Annotated in this window: 15 protein-coding genes; 9 read left to right on the top strand and 6 right to left on the bottom strand. The window is 67.7% G+C overall.

What is annotated here, in order from left to right:
• Nucleotides 1–126 precede the first annotated feature (126 nt).
• The 5 genes from ACTWPV_RS01030 to ACTWPV_RS01010 all read left to right on the top strand — a co-directional run bounded on the left by ACTWPV_RS01030 (nucleotide 127) and on the right by ACTWPV_RS01010 (nucleotide 4,877).
• Complete coding sequence (locus ACTWPV_RS01030; RefSeq protein WP_443150209.1) at nucleotides 127–1,341, top strand: ABC transporter substrate-binding protein; 1,215 nt, start codon at nucleotides 127–129, stop codon at nucleotides 1,339–1,341.
• Nucleotides 1,338–2,267 carry a carbohydrate ABC transporter permease gene (locus tag ACTWPV_RS01025; RefSeq protein ID WP_347641583.1) on the top strand — a complete coding sequence of 310 codons (930 nt, stop codon included), beginning with the start codon at nucleotides 1,338–1,340 and terminating at the stop codon, nucleotides 2,265–2,267. The genes ACTWPV_RS01030 and ACTWPV_RS01025 overlap by 4 nt, the downstream gene beginning before the upstream one ends.
• Nucleotides 2,264–3,124 (top strand): carbohydrate ABC transporter permease, encoded by an 861-nt coding sequence (locus ACTWPV_RS01020; RefSeq protein ID WP_132596086.1) that lies wholly within the window; start codon nucleotides 2,264–2,266, stop codon nucleotides 3,122–3,124. The genes ACTWPV_RS01025 and ACTWPV_RS01020 overlap by 4 nt, the downstream gene beginning before the upstream one ends.
• Before the next feature lie 67 nt (nucleotides 3,125–3,191).
• The gene (locus tag ACTWPV_RS01015; protein WP_443150208.1) at nucleotides 3,192–3,959 is read left to right on the top strand and encodes an IclR family transcriptional regulator; all 768 of its coding nucleotides are present in this window, start codon (nucleotides 3,192–3,194) and stop codon (nucleotides 3,957–3,959) included.
• 12 nt (nucleotides 3,960–3,971) lie between these two features.
• Nucleotides 3,972–4,877 (top strand): 5-dehydro-4-deoxyglucarate dehydratase, encoded by a 906-nt coding sequence (locus tag ACTWPV_RS01010; protein WP_443150207.1) that lies wholly within the window; start codon nucleotides 3,972–3,974, stop codon nucleotides 4,875–4,877.
• 285 nt (nucleotides 4,878–5,162) lie between these two features.
• Here ACTWPV_RS01010 and ACTWPV_RS01005 read toward each other — a convergent pair whose 3' ends face one another.
• Nucleotides 5,163–5,414: a hypothetical protein gene (locus ACTWPV_RS01005; protein ID WP_347641580.1), complete on the bottom strand. Its 252-nt coding sequence runs from the start codon at nucleotides 5,412–5,414 to the stop codon at nucleotides 5,163–5,165.
• 10 nt (nucleotides 5,415–5,424) lie between these two features.
• The gene (locus tag ACTWPV_RS01000; RefSeq protein ID WP_347641579.1) at nucleotides 5,425–6,894 is read right to left on the bottom strand and encodes an aldehyde dehydrogenase (NADP(+)); all 1,470 of its coding nucleotides are present in this window, start codon (nucleotides 6,892–6,894) and stop codon (nucleotides 5,425–5,427) included.
• 105 nt (nucleotides 6,895–6,999) lie between these two features.
• Here ACTWPV_RS01000 and ACTWPV_RS00995 point away from each other — a divergent pair, with 105 nt between their 5' ends.
• Both ACTWPV_RS00995 and ACTWPV_RS00990 read left to right on the top strand, forming a co-directional pair.
• Entirely contained in the window at nucleotides 7,000–8,256 is a 1,257-nt protein-coding gene (locus ACTWPV_RS00995; RefSeq protein ID WP_443150206.1) for a glucarate dehydratase family protein, read from the top strand.
• Complete coding sequence (locus ACTWPV_RS00990) at nucleotides 8,250–9,383, top strand: hypothetical protein (protein WP_347641577.1); 1,134 nt, start codon at nucleotides 8,250–8,252, stop codon at nucleotides 9,381–9,383. Before ACTWPV_RS00995 ends, ACTWPV_RS00990 begins: the two co-directional genes overlap by 7 nt.
• On the opposite strand, the gene ACTWPV_RS00985 is transcribed toward ACTWPV_RS00990, so the two are convergent.
• The gene (locus ACTWPV_RS00985) at nucleotides 9,380–9,547 is read right to left on the bottom strand and encodes a hypothetical protein (RefSeq protein ID WP_443150205.1); all 168 of its coding nucleotides are present in this window, start codon (nucleotides 9,545–9,547) and stop codon (nucleotides 9,380–9,382) included. The two genes, ACTWPV_RS00990 and ACTWPV_RS00985, sit on opposite strands and share 4 nt — an antisense overlap.
• A gap of 324 nt (nucleotides 9,548–9,871) precedes the next feature.
• On the opposite strand from ACTWPV_RS00985, the gene ACTWPV_RS00980 reads away from it, so the two are divergent.
• Entirely contained in the window at nucleotides 9,872–10,366 is a 495-nt protein-coding gene (locus ACTWPV_RS00980) for a DUF402 domain-containing protein (RefSeq protein ID WP_443150204.1), read from the top strand.
• A gap of 369 nt (nucleotides 10,367–10,735) precedes the next feature.
• Here ACTWPV_RS00980 and ACTWPV_RS00975 read toward each other — a convergent pair whose 3' ends face one another.
• Nucleotides 10,736–11,059, bottom strand: coding sequence for a winged helix-turn-helix transcriptional regulator (locus ACTWPV_RS00975; RefSeq protein WP_443150203.1), 324 nt, complete (start codon nucleotides 11,057–11,059; stop codon nucleotides 10,736–10,738).
• Nucleotides 11,060–11,230: 171 nt separating this feature from the next.
• Between ACTWPV_RS00975 and ACTWPV_RS00970 the strand changes: the two genes are divergently transcribed.
• Nucleotides 11,231–12,106 carry an NAD(P)-dependent oxidoreductase gene (locus ACTWPV_RS00970; RefSeq protein WP_443150202.1) on the top strand — a complete coding sequence of 292 codons (876 nt, stop codon included), beginning with the start codon at nucleotides 11,231–11,233 and terminating at the stop codon, nucleotides 12,104–12,106.
• 140 nt (nucleotides 12,107–12,246) lie between these two features.
• Here ACTWPV_RS00970 and ACTWPV_RS00965 read toward each other — a convergent pair whose 3' ends face one another.
• Together ACTWPV_RS00965 and ACTWPV_RS00960 are read right to left on the bottom strand one after the other, a co-directional pair.
• Nucleotides 12,247–12,888: a response regulator gene (locus ACTWPV_RS00965; RefSeq protein ID WP_443150201.1), complete on the bottom strand. Its 642-nt coding sequence runs from the start codon at nucleotides 12,886–12,888 to the stop codon at nucleotides 12,247–12,249.
• Nucleotides 12,885–14,093: a histidine kinase gene (locus ACTWPV_RS00960; RefSeq protein WP_443150200.1), complete on the bottom strand. Its 1,209-nt coding sequence runs from the start codon at nucleotides 14,091–14,093 to the stop codon at nucleotides 12,885–12,887. The genes ACTWPV_RS00965 and ACTWPV_RS00960 overlap by 4 nt, the downstream gene beginning before the upstream one ends.
• Between the last annotated feature and the right edge of the window lie 31 nt (nucleotides 14,094–14,124).

Below are 14,124 nucleotides of genomic sequence, written 5' to 3'. Positions count from 1 at the left end.
TGTCCACGTATGTGAACGGGAGGCGGTCTGATGTCACGACGTCTGCTCGGGACCGCGATCATCGCGTCCCTGGCCGTAACGCTGACAGGCTGCGGCTCCGGGGGATCAAGCTCAGAAGACAACACCTTGGAAATCTGGATCAGGCAAGCGGCTGATTCCGACTCTGCCAAGACCGCACAGAAGCTCGCCGACGCATTTACCAAGGCCAGCGGCACGCCCACGAAAGTCGTCGCGATATTCGACGACTTCGAGACCAAGCTGAACCAGCAGGCGGCGCAGAAGCAGCTTCCCGACATCGTCATCAACGACACCGCCCAGATCGGCACCATGCAGTCGCAGGGCTGGCTCCAGGAGGTCGACAAAGCCTCACTCGCCGGCGGCGACCAAGTGTCGGAGCTGGCGTGGAAGGCCGCCACGGCCAGCGACGGCAAGACCTACGCGGCCCCGTTCTCCGGCCAGGCGTTCGCACTGTTCATCCGCAAGGACTGGCGCGAGAAGGTCGGCATGGAGCCGCCCGAGACGTGGGAGGACCTGGCCAAGCTCGCCACCGCCTTCACCGAGAAGGACCCCGACGGCAACGGCAAGAAGGACACCAGCGGCTTCGTCATCCCCGCCGGCACCAAGCGCGGCTACGCCTCGTGGTACGCCTCCTCGCTGATCTACGCCAACGGCGGCGACTTCGTCAAGGCCAACGGCCCCGGCACGTTCACCGCCACGATGAACGACCCCAAGACCGTCGAAGCCGTCCAGTACCTGCAGGACCAGTTCTGCACGACCAAGACCGTCAACCCCGGCGCGGTCAGCAACGACACGACCGTCACGCACGAGGTCTTCGAGAAGGGACAGGGCGGCATCTACCTGACCGGCCCTTACGTGCTGGCCAGGTTCGTCGAGAGCATCGGCACCGACAAGATCGAGGTCGTCCCGGTGCCCAAGGGCCCGTCCGGCGGCCCCGGCACGCTCGGCGAGGGCGAGAACGTCTACCTCATGGCCGGTTCCGAGCACCAGGAGGCGCAGAAGAAGTTCGCCGAGTTCGCCATCTCCGCCGAAGGCCAGCGGATCGGCATGAACAAGGACGCCAACGGCGCCATCGTCCGGCTGCCCGTCAACACCCAGGTCGACATGGCCGCCGAGCGGCAGGACCCGCGGTGGAAGGTGTTCCAGGAGTCGTACGAGCACGCCGTCTACGCCCCGCCGGTGACCAACTGGGCCCCGATCCGCCAGGACTCCGCCGACTCCATCAACGCCGTCTGGGCCGACTGCGGCGCCGACGTCAAAGCCAAGATGGAGGAGCTGAACACCAAGCTCACCCAGGAACTGCAGAGCCAGAAAGCGTCATGACCTCCACACTCACGCCGGCGCGGAGCTCGGCGGCGCCACCGCACCGCCGCACCAGGGCGGTGCGGTGGCGAGGGCCGGTGATCGCGTGGTTGTTCCTGGCGCCCGCTCTGGTGCTCTTCCTGTACTTCAAGTTCATCCCGATGTTCGTGGGCCTGTGGAAGAGCCTGTTCAAGGTCCAGACGTTCCTCGGTGACGAATGGGTCGGCCTGCAGAACTACCAGACGATCATCTCCGACGACGAGTTCGCCTCGGCCATCTGGCACAGCATCGTGCTGGCGCTCGGCACCACGGTCGGCTCGATCGTGCTGGGGCTCGGTCTCGCGCTGCTCATCGAAGGGCCGGCGCGATACCTCTGGTTCGTCAGGACGGCCGCGTTCCTGCCGGTCGTCACCACGATGGCGGCCGTGGCCGAGGTCTGGCGGATCATGTTCCACCCGGCCGACAGCGGCATGCTCAACATCATCATCGGCTGGGCGGGGGTCGATCCGCAGCCCTGGCTGGCCAGCGAGGACTCCTCGCTCTGGTCGATCATGATCATGAGCATCTGGCGGGGCACGCCGTACGACATGATGATCTTCCTGGCCGGGCTGGTCGGCGTGGACCGCACGCTCTACGAGGCGGCGGCCGTCGACGGGGCCTCCACCTGGCACCGGCTGCGGCACATCACGCTGCCGGCGCTGCGTCCGGTGTTCTGGATCCTCTTCACGCTGGCGGCCATCCGCGGGCTGCGGGTGTTCGTCGAGGTGTACGTGCTCACCAACGGCGGCCCGAACGGCTCCTCCGAGGTGCTCATGACCCTGATCTACAAGCTCGGCTTCCAGAAGAACGAGCTGGGCGTCGCCTCGGCGGGCGGGATCGTGTTGTTCGTCGCCACGCTGGCGCTCACGGTGGTCGTGCAGATGTTGCGCAGGAGGCAGACGACATGAGGTTCGACAGCGCTCTGGGCCTGGAGTCGCGCAAGGGCCCCCTGGCCATCGCCGGAAAGACTCTGATTTATGGCCTTATGGTGGTGGTTTTCACCGGGCCACTGGTCGCGCTGCTGATGAGCTCCTTCAGCAAGACCCTCGACCCGACGTCCTTCTCCCTGTGGCCCGACGAGTTCACCCTGGAGAACTTCGTCCAGGCCGGGGAGAAGAACGTCTATCTCTACCTGCTCAACTCGTTCGTGGTCGTGGGCTTCGGGCTGTTGTTGCAGATGCTGGTCAGCGTCTTCGCCGCCTACGCCCTGGCGCGCAAGAAGTTTCGCGGCATGACGTTCGTGATGCTGCTCATGCTCGCCACGATGATGCTCCCCGAGGAGATCATCGCGATCCCCCTCTCGCTCGTCCTGGCCGACATGCCACTGCTGAACCTCAACCTCATCGGCACCTACGCGGGCATGATCCTGCCCGTCGGCGCCTGGGGCTTCTCCATTCTCGTGATGACGGAGTTCATGAAGGAGGTGCCGGTCGAGCTGGAGGAGGCCGCGCGCATCGACGGCGCGGGCGAGTTGCGCATCTTCGCCACGATCATCGTGCCGCTGTGCCGCCCCGCCCTGGGCGTGATCGGCGTCTTCGGCTTCACCATGATCTGGGACCAGTATCTGCTGCCGCTGATCGTCGCACCGGCGTCCGACATGTGGACACTGCCCATCGCGCTGCGCTCGCTCCGCTCCGACGAGGAGGTGGGGATCGGTGTGCTGCTCGCCGCCTCCCTGCTGGCGCTGCTCCCGTCGATCATCGCGTTCCTGGCTTTCCAGCGGCAGTTCATGCGTGGCCTGACCAGCGGCGCGGTCAAGGGTTAGGCGTCCACATACATGGACGGTATCCCATATCCTGGATGTTTAAAGCCGCCGAAGGATACGAGATGGGATGAGTATGGAGCCCCAGCTGGTCAAGTCCGCCGAGCGGACGGTACGCATCCTCGAAGCCCTGGCCGACTCGCACCACAGCATGACATTGTCGGAGCTCCAGCAGCGCACCGGATTCCCCCGCAGCAGCCTCCACGCCCTCATGCGGACGCTGGTCGAGCTCAACTGGGTGGAGACCGACTCCGCCAGGTCGGCCTTCGGGATCGGGCCGCACGCGCTCTTGACCGGCACCGCGTACCTCGACAAGGACCCCGCGCTGCCCTACGCGCAGGAGACGCTGGAGGACCTCCGGGACGAGATCGGGCAGACCGTGCACTTCGCCCGGCGGGACGGCGCGCACGTGCTCTACCTGGCGACCAGGGAGTCACGCGACGCCGATCACGTGATCCCCCGGGTGGGGCGGCGGCTGCCCGCGCACGTCACGGCGCTCGGACAGGTGCTGATCGCCCAGCTCACCGACGACGAGGTCATGACACTCCTGCCGGAGCCGCTGGTGGGGCTGACCCACCAGACGATCACCGACATGACCAAACTGACCGGCGAACTCGACCAGGTTCGCACGCGGGGCTGGTCGTACGAACGCGAGCAGGGCACGCCCGGCGTGGCCTGCGTGGCCGTCGCGGTCGACTACCGCATCCCGGCCACCGACGCGATCAGCTGCTCCATGCCCGCCGAACTCGGACCCGCCGACGTCGACCAGATCATCGACGCGGTGATCAAACACACCCGCAAGCTGGCTGCCACTCTTCGCAGGGAGGGCATCCGCTAGAAAGGACCGTTGATGCGGCTAGATGGTGTTCTCTTCTTCCCGGTGACTCCCTTCGGCGCCGACGGCGACCTCGCCGAGCCCGCGCTGGCCCGGCACGTCGCCGCCGGGGTCGCGGCCGGGGCGGGAGGAGTGTTCACCGCGTGCGGCACCGGCGAGTTCAGCGCCCTCGACCTCGACGAGTACACCAGGGTCATGGCCGTTTCCGTCAGGGCCGCCAAGGGGCGCGTGCCCGTCTTCGGCGGCGCCGGCGGCCCCCTGCCCGCCGCCAAGGCCATCGCCCGGGCTGCGGCCGCCCAGGGCGCCGACGGGCTGCTGCTCATGCCTCCCTACCTGGTCACCGGTCCCGCAGGCGGCCTTGTCCGGTACGCCCGCGAGGTCGCCGAGGCCGGCGACCTCCCCGTGATCATCTACCAGCGCGGCACCGCCCGCTTCACCCCCGAGGCCGTCGCCGAACTGGCCCAGGTGCCCCACGTCATCGGTTTCAAGGACGGGCTAGGCGACTTCGACCTGCTCCAGCGGATCATCCTGACCGTGCGGCAATCGACCGACAAGCCCTTCACGTTCTTCAACGGGCTGCCGACCGCCGAGCTGACCGTGCCCGCCTATCGAGGGCTCGGGGTGAACCTGTACTCGAGCGCCGTGTTCGCCTTCGCGCCCGAGATCTCGCTGGCCTTCTACAAGGCGGTGACGGGCGGGGACGAGGTGCTGGTGCAGCGGCTGCTCACCCACTTCTACCTGCCGCTGGTCGAGCTGCGCGACCTCGTGCCCGGCTATGCGGTCTCGCTGGTCAAGGCGGGTGTGCGGATCCGGGGCCTGGAGGCCGGAGGCGTACGGCCGCCGCTGGTGGATCCCTCACCCGAGCATGTGGCGACGCTGGAGCGCCTCATCACGACCGGCCTGCACATCGCCGGCGCCTGACCACCCGCGCCCCCCTGCCTCTGGGGGCGCCTTCGCGCTCGACACTTGCCCGCTCGACCTCTCACGCCCCCCGCATGCCCGCCACAACCAGCACACGCCCGCCCGACCCGAAACGCCCCAACCAGCACGCGCCAGCCCGACCCGAACCGCCACAGGCCCGCGCACGCCCGCCCCATCGGAATCCGCGATCCGAATCGCCACGCCCGCGCATACCCGCGCCACCAGAACCGCCACGCCCGCGCATACCCGCACCCGATCAGAGCCCGCACCCGATCCCTCGCACACTCAACCCGAGCCCGCACCCGATCCCTCGGGCACCCGGTCCCTCGCGCACCCCACCTCCAGCCGCCGCCCGCCGTCCACGAGGCCGAAGTGCCGGCCGAGCAGGTAGGGCGCGGCGAGGTCAACGGCCCTCGCACCGACGTCATCGCGTTGCCCTTCGAGGGCTTGCCGAGCCCGAAAGCCGGCCGAGGGCAGGGGCTCCCCGGCGTGAGGCGGTCCCGCGACGACCAGCGGCCGCCCCACGTCCTGGGTCACCTCCGAGGACTCACCCCTGCAACCGACCGTCCACCCGGCGTGAAATGGACAGCGGGTTGGCGTCCTTGAGCTCGTCCGGCAGCAGCGCCTCCGGCCAGTCCTGGTACGCCGTGGGCGCCAGCCACCGATCGATGGCCGTGGCGCCGACGGACGTGAACGCCGACGTCGACGCGGGCCACGGACCACCGTGATGCATCGCCCAGCACACGGCCACCCCGGTCGGCCACCCGTTCCAGATGAGCCGGCCCGCCTTCTTGCCGAGCACCTCGGCGACGTCACCCGCCTCGGCGGGATCGGTGCTGTGAACGGTCGCGGTCAGCGACCCTTCGAGCCGCTCGATCACCGGCGGCAGATCGGAGACGTCCCGGTAGGTCACCACGATCGCCGCCGGCCCGAAGCACTCCTCGGCGATGTGCGGGAGCTTCTGCGCGAACGTGTCGAGATCGGTGGTGAACACCTTGGGCGTGACCGCCCAATGCCCCTCACCGGGCTTGCCCTCGGCCAGCAGCCGCAGCTCGCCCAGCCGCTCGGCCCCGCCGAGATAGCCGTCCCTGATGCGCTCGGCCAGCATGGTCCCGCCGCTGGTCCCCTCAACGGCCTCCACGAGGGCCTGCCGCAGCTCGTCGTCGTCCGGCACGAACATGAGCCCGGGATTCGTACAGAACTGTCCGACGCCCAGCGTCAGCGACCCGGCGAATCCCGTGGCCACCTCCTTGGCGGGCGCCGACGGCAGCACGACCACGGGATTGACGCTTCCCAGCTCGCCGTAGAACGGGATCGGCACCTCCCGCTCGTCGATCAGTTTCTGGATCGCCTTGCCCCCGGCCACCGACCCGGTGAATCCGGCCGCGACCACCTCGGGGTGCTTGACCAGGTCGACGCCCGCCTGCATGCCCTGCACCAGCCCCAGCAGGTCGGGGTTCGGCAGCGCCTCGCGGACGATCTTCGCGACCCTCTCGGAGGTGTTCGGGTGCCCGGGGTGCGCCTTGACGACCACCGGACATCCGGCGGCCAGGGCGGACGCGGTGTCGCCCCCGGCCACCGAGAACGCGAACGGGAAGTTGCTGGCCGAGAAGACGGCGACGACGCCCTGCAGCGCGTGCTTCATCCGGCGTACGTCGGGCCTCGGCGGCGTCAGGGAGCCATCGGCGTGGTCGATGACGGCCTCCAGGTAGCCGCCGTCTCTGATCACCTGGGCGAACAGCCGGAACTGCCCGGCCGCACGTGCCACCTCACCGCGCAGCCGTACCTCTCCGAGTGCGGTCTCCTGGTCGGCGAGTTGCCACAGCTCGTCCACGTGCGCGGTGAGCGCGTCGGAGACGGCCTCGAGCGCGCGCGCCCGCTCCTCCGCGGAGGCGGCCCGCCAGGCGGCGCCAGCGGCGGCCGCGGCGGAGACGGCCACGTCGACCCCGGCGCTGTCGGTCTCGGGCAGTGCGGTACCCACGGTCTCGCCTGTCCTGGGATCGTGTCCGTAGATCATCGAATGGCCCTTCGGAGTCTTGACACTTCTTCAGCCTGATTCTTACAGTTGCGGCGACTTGTCCACAAATCTGGCTATTGTTCACATATATGGACGGCGGTCGTAATGATCATTAGGCAGATCCGCATAACGCCTGTCGCCTTCCGGGATCCGCCCCTTCTGAACGCCGCTGGAGTCCACGAGCCGTGGGCCCTCCGTACCATTGTCGAGGTCGTCACCGACGAAGGTCTGACCGGGTTGGGAGAGACCTATGGGGACTCCGGCCACCTCGGCAAGGTGCGCGAGTGCGCGCAGGCCCTGGTCGGCCTCGACGTGCACGACACCAACACGATGTACGCCCGGATCAGCGCGATCACCGGCGACGTCGTCAGCGACATGCACGGCCTGACCGGTGTCGCCACGAAGGAGAAGAGCATCGACCGGGTCTTCTCTCCCTTCGAAGTGGCCTGCCTGGACATCCGCGGCAAGGCCGCCGGCGTGCCGGTTGTGGATCTGCTCGGCGGCAGGGTCAGAGACGCCGTCCCCTACAGCGCGTACCTCTTCTACAAGTGGGCGGGCCACCCGGACGAGGAGCCGGACCGCTTCGGGGCGGCCCTGGACGAAGCGGGTGTCGTCGAGCAGGCCAGGCTGCTCATCAAGGAGTACGGCTTCGCGTCCATCAAGCTCAAAGGGGGTGTCTACCCCCCGGACCAGGAGATCGCCGCCATCCGCGCCCTGCATGAGGCGTTCCCCGGGGTGCCGTTGCGCCTGGACCCCAACGCCGCCTGGACGGTGGAGACCTCGATCCGCGTGGGGCGGGAACTCGAAGGCACCCTCCAGTACCTCGAAGACCCCACTCCCGGCATTCCCGGCATGGCCGAGGTGGCCGCCGCCGTCCCCATGCCGCTCGCCACGAACATGTGCGTGGTGACCCCCGAACACCTCCCGCCCGCCATCGCCTCCCACGCGATCGGCGTGCTCCTGCTCGACCACCACTACTGGGGCGGCCTGGTCCGTTCCTCGCACATCGCCTCCCTCTGCGACACGTTCGGACTGGAACTGTCCATGCACTCCAACTCCCACCTCGGGATCAGCCTGGCCGCCATGACCCATCTGGCCGCCGCCACCCCGAACCTCACCTTCGCCTGCGACACCCACACCCCCTGGCAGAACGGCCAGGACGTGGTCGCACCAGGCGCCCTGCGCTTCACCGCCGGAGCCGTCCCCGTGCCCGCGGGCCCGGGCCTGGGCGTCGAGCTGGACCGCGACGCCCTGGCCCTCATGAGCGAGCAGTACGAGAAATGCGGGATCCGCGCCCGCGACGACACGACATACATGCGGCGCTTCGAGCCCGCCTTCAACGCGAGGAGGCCCCGATGGTGAACGTGGCCTACGTCTACCCGTGGGACGTCGTCGGCGACCCCTCCGCCCCCGAACGCCTCGCCGGCCTGGGCGTGGAGGCAGTCGCGCTGGCGGCCAGCTACCACTCCACCAGGGCCGCGACGCCGTACCACCCCGCACACCGCGTCCTGGACGTGCCCCACTCCGCCTTCTATCTCCCGGTACGCCCGTCATCGTGGTCCCGTCTCGTTCCCGCCTCTCCCACCTGGACTCCCGAGGACGCCTACCTCCGGGCGCGGGACGCCCTGAAGGCAGCCGGCCTGCAGGTGCACGCCTGGACCGTGCTGACTCACAACTCCCACCTGGGAACTGCCCATCCGGACCTGACCGTCCGTAACGCCTTCGGCGACCCCTTCCCGTACGCCCTGTGCCCCGCACACGAGGACGTCATCGAATACTGCGAGCGCCTGGTCCAGGAGATCCTCACCGTGGGCGAGCCCGACGGGCTGATCCTGGAAGCCTGCGGCCCGATGGGCTTCGGCCACCAGAGCGTCCACGAGAAGACATCCGGCGCCGACTGGACCCCCGCGGACATCGACCTGCTGTCACTCTGCTTCTGCACCGCCTGCGCCGACCGCTATCCCCCGAACGCCCGGGACCGGGTCCGCGCCGCCATCGACCGCACCCTTCCTGCCGAGACCTCGCACAGGACCATCGACGAGGCTCTGGACCGGCTGGCCGACGAGGTGCGCGCCGTCCGGACCGAGCTGTCCGCCTCCCTGCGCGAACGGCTCATCACCGTCGCGAGGAGCGCCTCCCCCGCTGTCACCATCACCCTGCACGCCAACCCGGACCCCTGGGCCGCCGGCGCCTTCGCCCCCCTTCCCTCAGGCGAGCCGGGAGCGGACGTGCTGGTGGCCAACTGCTGGGGCGACCCTGCCACGGACGCCGCCCGGCTCACCCGCCTCACGGAGCTGTGTGGCCCCGGTCAGCGGGTGGGCGCCTACGTCCTCGCCCTCCCACCCCGCCCAGGCGACGCGGAGGCACTGGCCGACCAGCTCAGCGCGTACGCCAAGGCAGGAGCGTCCGAGTTTCACCTCTACCACGCCGGTCTGGCCTCTCCGCAACGCCTGAAAGCCATGAGAGAAGCCCTGCGTCTCCATCGCTAGTGCGCTCGCTCGCGGGTGGCGTCCCGCAGAGCGAGGTGGTTTCTCACCTGCCCGGCCATGTCCGGCAGGTAGGCGACGCCATGCAACGTTCTCACCTGCCCAGCTATGTCCGGCAGGTAGGTGACGCACCACGTGATCGTCGATCCACCACTCGTCAGGGACATCACCCGGTCTCCCTGACCTGCTGGACGCGGGCTTCCGCGACGCCCACACGGCTTCCGCCACCCTCCACCCACGGCCCTCCGCAACGCGCAGACGTCCCCCGGCCCCGCTGCACAGCCTTTGCGACTCACTGGACATCAAGGCATTTCACGCGCCGCCCGGCCATGCTCGCCCTCCCCGACCACGCCGCCTGCCCCCTGACTCCACAGCGTTCCGGCGGAGGTTCGCGCCTGCGCCACAACGCCCTGCCGGGTCGCCACCAGCGTACGAGCCGGACCAGGGGAGGGTCCGAGCGCCGCCGCCCGGCGGCAGATAGGTTTCCCTCTATGACTGATGTTCGAGTCGTGTTTCGGAAGTACGGCGGAGCATTGCACTGGAACCACCCGGGCCGCGTGCTCGGGGAGGACGAGCACGGGGTCTGGGTGGAGGTGCCCGGCGGCACGGTCGCCCGCAAGGGCGTAGGGCCACCCGTCACGTGGGAGTCCACCGCGATCATGCTGTTTCCCCGAAACGACTGGTGGACGGCGTCGTTCAACAGCCCTCCCCACAGAAGCGAAATCTATGTCGATGTCACCACCATCCCCGAGTGGAGGGACGGTGAGGTGACCATGCTGGATCTTGACCTGGACGTGATCCGTCTGCGTGACGGCCGGCTCATCCTCGATGACGAGGATGAGTTCGCCGAGCACCAGATGCTCCTGAACTATCCACCCGAGTTGATCTCGCAAGCGGAGGCAACCGCGCGCTGGCTCCTCGATGCGGTACGCGAGAGAAAGGGCCCGTTCGGTGGCGCACACATGCAGTGGCTGACCATAAGCTGATCTCAGCGAAATGGGAGAAACCGACGTCGGCGCATATCGTCGCTTGACCGTAAATCTCTGAAATTCCCTGCTGCTCACTTCGCGAGCGGGCACGCCCAGTATATAGGGCGCGCCGCCTCTCGACCACTTCCCGGCCGACCTGAGATCAGCTTTCACCGAACGGTAGCAAGACCTGGCGAAAAGTCAGTTTCGGTCAGAGATTCGTCTCGTGGTCCAATGATACCGCGGACTTTGAGGTCCGGCGGCTGGGGTGAGCGGGTGCGACTGCCATGATCCGCCGCCAGCACATCGTCATGCCCGGGCACGTCAGGATGGGGCAGGTCACGTGGCGCTGCTGCTGCCCGACTCATCAACTTTCTACGCTTTCTATCACCGCTTTGTCCCGGCATCGGGGACAAAGACCTTTTCGGCACCGATCCGCCGCATGCGTTCGGTGCCCCATTCTCCCAACTGGCTCAGAGCCGCATTGAGCGAAACGCCGTGCTCCGTCAGGGAGTACTCGACCTTCGGTGGCACCTCTCGGTAAACCTCACGATGCACGAGCCCGTCTTCTTCCATCTGCCGCAGATGTTGGATCAACATTTTCTCGCTGACGCCCGGCAGGCCACGCCGAAGCTCAGCGAACCTGCGAGTTCCGTAGTGGTGCAACTCCCAGAGGATCAACGACTTCCACTTGCCGGCGACGACGTCCATAGCCGCGTCGATGCCGCAGAAGTAGGGACCACGTCGTGCTGACCTTGCCACCCGTCCCTCCCATACGTACTTACCCACGAGTGAGTACCTGACTAAATAGTCCGTACTGGTCAAACCTACCCGCAGCCGAGAGGATTCAGCCGAACGACGAACACACGAGGGGACCCAGTAATGACAACGAACAGCAGCATCCAGGTAAGTGTTCTCGGCCTGGGAGCGATGGGCAGCGTCCTCGCGGGCGCCCTGGTGAAGGCTGGATACGCGACAACCGTCTGGAACCGTTCACCGAAGAAGGCGGACGACCTCGTCGCACAGGGCGCGGAGGCTGCCTCGACGGCCGGCGACGCCGTCCTGGCCAGCCGGTTGATGATCGTATGCCTGCTCGACCACGCGTCGGTTCATGAGGTGCTCGATCCGCTCTCCCATGACTTGGCCGGACGAACGTTGATCAACGTAACCACGACGTCACCGGCTCAGTCGCAGGAGCTGGCCGCCTGGGCAGCCCATGCCGGGATCGCGTATCTGGACGGCGGCATCATGGCCGTACCGCACATGATCGGCCAGCCTGGGTCATCCATCCTCTACAGCGGATCGGCCGATGCCTTCCATCAGCACAAGCCGCTGCTCGACCTGTGGGGAAGCAGCACCTACCTCGGTGCGGATGCTGGGCTGGCATCCCTGTACGACCTTGCTCTACTCGCGGGGATGTACGTCATGTTCGCCGGATTCATGCACGGCGCCGCCATGGTCGCGCCGGCCGGCGTGACGGCGGGCGAGTTCGCTGCTCTGGCCACACCTTGGCTGACCGCCATGACCGGCGGCTTCCAGGAATTCGCCGCCGTCATCGACGGCGGGGACTACGCCGTCGAAGGGCAACAGAGCCTCCACTTCTCCAACCTCGATGACCTCCTGGCCGCCAGCTCCGACCAGGGCATCAGCACCGATGTCGTCGCCATGGTCCAGCGGCTCATCCAACGGCAGATCGACGCCGGCCACGGGGAGGAAGGCTTCGCCCGGATCATCGAAAGCATCAAGCAACCGGGCTGATGGCCTGCGCGGACGGACGTGGCGTCATGGTCGTCTGATGGGCCGGATCGTTGAGCTGGCGCTGCCGCAACACCACCACCAGCACCTACGTCACGGCTCCATCACCTGCATCGCTGGGCGTACGAAATGGACGACGTGAATCAGCCCGCCGCGGAAACCAGCCCACTCTCGTATGCGGCGATGACGAGCTGCGCCCGGTCACGCGCCTCCAACTTGGCCAGCAGCCGCGTGATGTGGGTCTTCACCGTGGCCAGACTCACCTGAAGATGCTCCGCGATCTCACCGTTGGACAGCCCACGGGCAATCAGCGTCAGCACATCCCTTTCCCGCTCGGTAACCCCGTCCAGCCCTCTCACCCGTGGCGTCGCCGGGGTGCGTGTGAACTCTTCGATCAACCTTCGCGTCACCGTCGGCGCCAGAAGTGCCTCCCCGCTCGCGACCACTCTGATGGCGGCGAGCAGATCCGCAGGGGGCGTGTCCTTGAGAAGGAATCCACTCGCTCCAGCCCTAAGCGCGTCGTAAACGTATGCGTCAAGATCGAACATCGTCACCACAAGCACCCGGGAAACATCCTTGATCCTGCGGGTGGCCTCAATGCCGTCCATCTCCGGCATCCGGACGTCCATCAACACGACATCGGGCCGCTGCTCCAAGGCCACGGTGACCGCTTCGGCGCCCGTCGCCGCCTCCCCGACCACACCAAGGTCCGGCTCGGAGTCGACCAGCACCCTGAAACTTCCCCTGAGCAACGCCTGATCGTCGGCCACGACCACCCGGATCACGACGCCTCCTGATAGGGCAGCCGAGCGAACACCCGAAACCCGCTTCCAGGCCTGCTCCCCGCCTCGAACGTGCCGCCGTACATCATGACCCGCTCCCGCATCCCGATCAGGCCGTGCCCGGTGCCGGCGGAAGGCAACGTGCGTCTGCCCGGTCCGTCATCCATCACTTCGATCCGTACGTCCTTGCCGTCGGCCACGACGGAGACCCGGCACCGGGCAGGCGCCGCGTGCTTGGCAACGTTGGTCAGCGCCTCCTGCACGATCCGGTAGACCGACAACCCCACCCCCTCAGGCAGCCGGCCCTGTGAGTCATGAGCATCACCACCAGACACCGGCCCAGCACGACCGTCACCACCGGCGCGAACCTGCAACTCCACGTCAACCCCGGCCAGCCGCGCCTGCGCCGCGAGCTCCTCGAGCCCTTCGATGCCCGGGGCGGGCACGAGGTCAGGCACGTCGGTGGACCTCAGCATGCCGAGCAGGTGCCGCATCTCGACCAGGGCGCTGCGGCTGGCTGTCTCGATCACCCGCAGAGCGTCGTGCGCTTCCTCCGGCCTGGTCGACATCACATGATTGGCCACGCCCGCCTTCACCGCGATCAGCCCCACGCTGTGCGTGACCACGTCATGCAGCTCGCGAGCGATGCGCAGCCGTTCATCGGTCACCGCTTGCGACGCCAGCCGCTCGGCCTCGCGCGCCGCATAATGCCTGCGCTCGTGCACGGCACGGCCGATCGTCCATGAGCCGCCCAGGGCGGCGATCCCCATGAGCGGCTTGTCGAAATGGACCAGCCAGTCGGGAGCACTCTCCTGTGGCGCACCTGCCAGGGTCAACCCGAGCAACGTGACCAGACTTAAGCCGCCGATGGCGGACGAAGGGACCAGAGGGCCGGCCCTGTCGGACAGCGCGACAATATAGAGGGCGTACGCAGGTGCGAGGTAGGCGAACCCGATGGCATCGGTCATGACGGCGAAGACGGCCAGCACCGACGTCAGGCAGAACACAGGCAGCGGCCACAGTCTGCGCACCGACAGCAGCAGCCCGAGGCCGAAGGGCAGAGCGAACCTCAGCCATGGTGGCAGCGCCGTGGCGTTGACCGCCATCGTGAAGGCCACGAACCCGAAGCACAGCCCCACCGCCAGATCGAGCATGATCAGCTGGATGCGGCTCAAGCGCCGGGCGAAGAAGGGGTGCCTGTCGTCCACGCGTTGAACCGTAGCGGCTGAAGCGGCTGGC

Source organism: Nonomuraea sp. KM88, assembly GCF_052245635.1.
Lineage (GTDB): Bacteria > Actinomycetota > Actinomycetes > Streptosporangiales > Streptosporangiaceae > Nonomuraea.
This window is presented reverse-complemented; position numbering and strand designations above follow the sequence as displayed.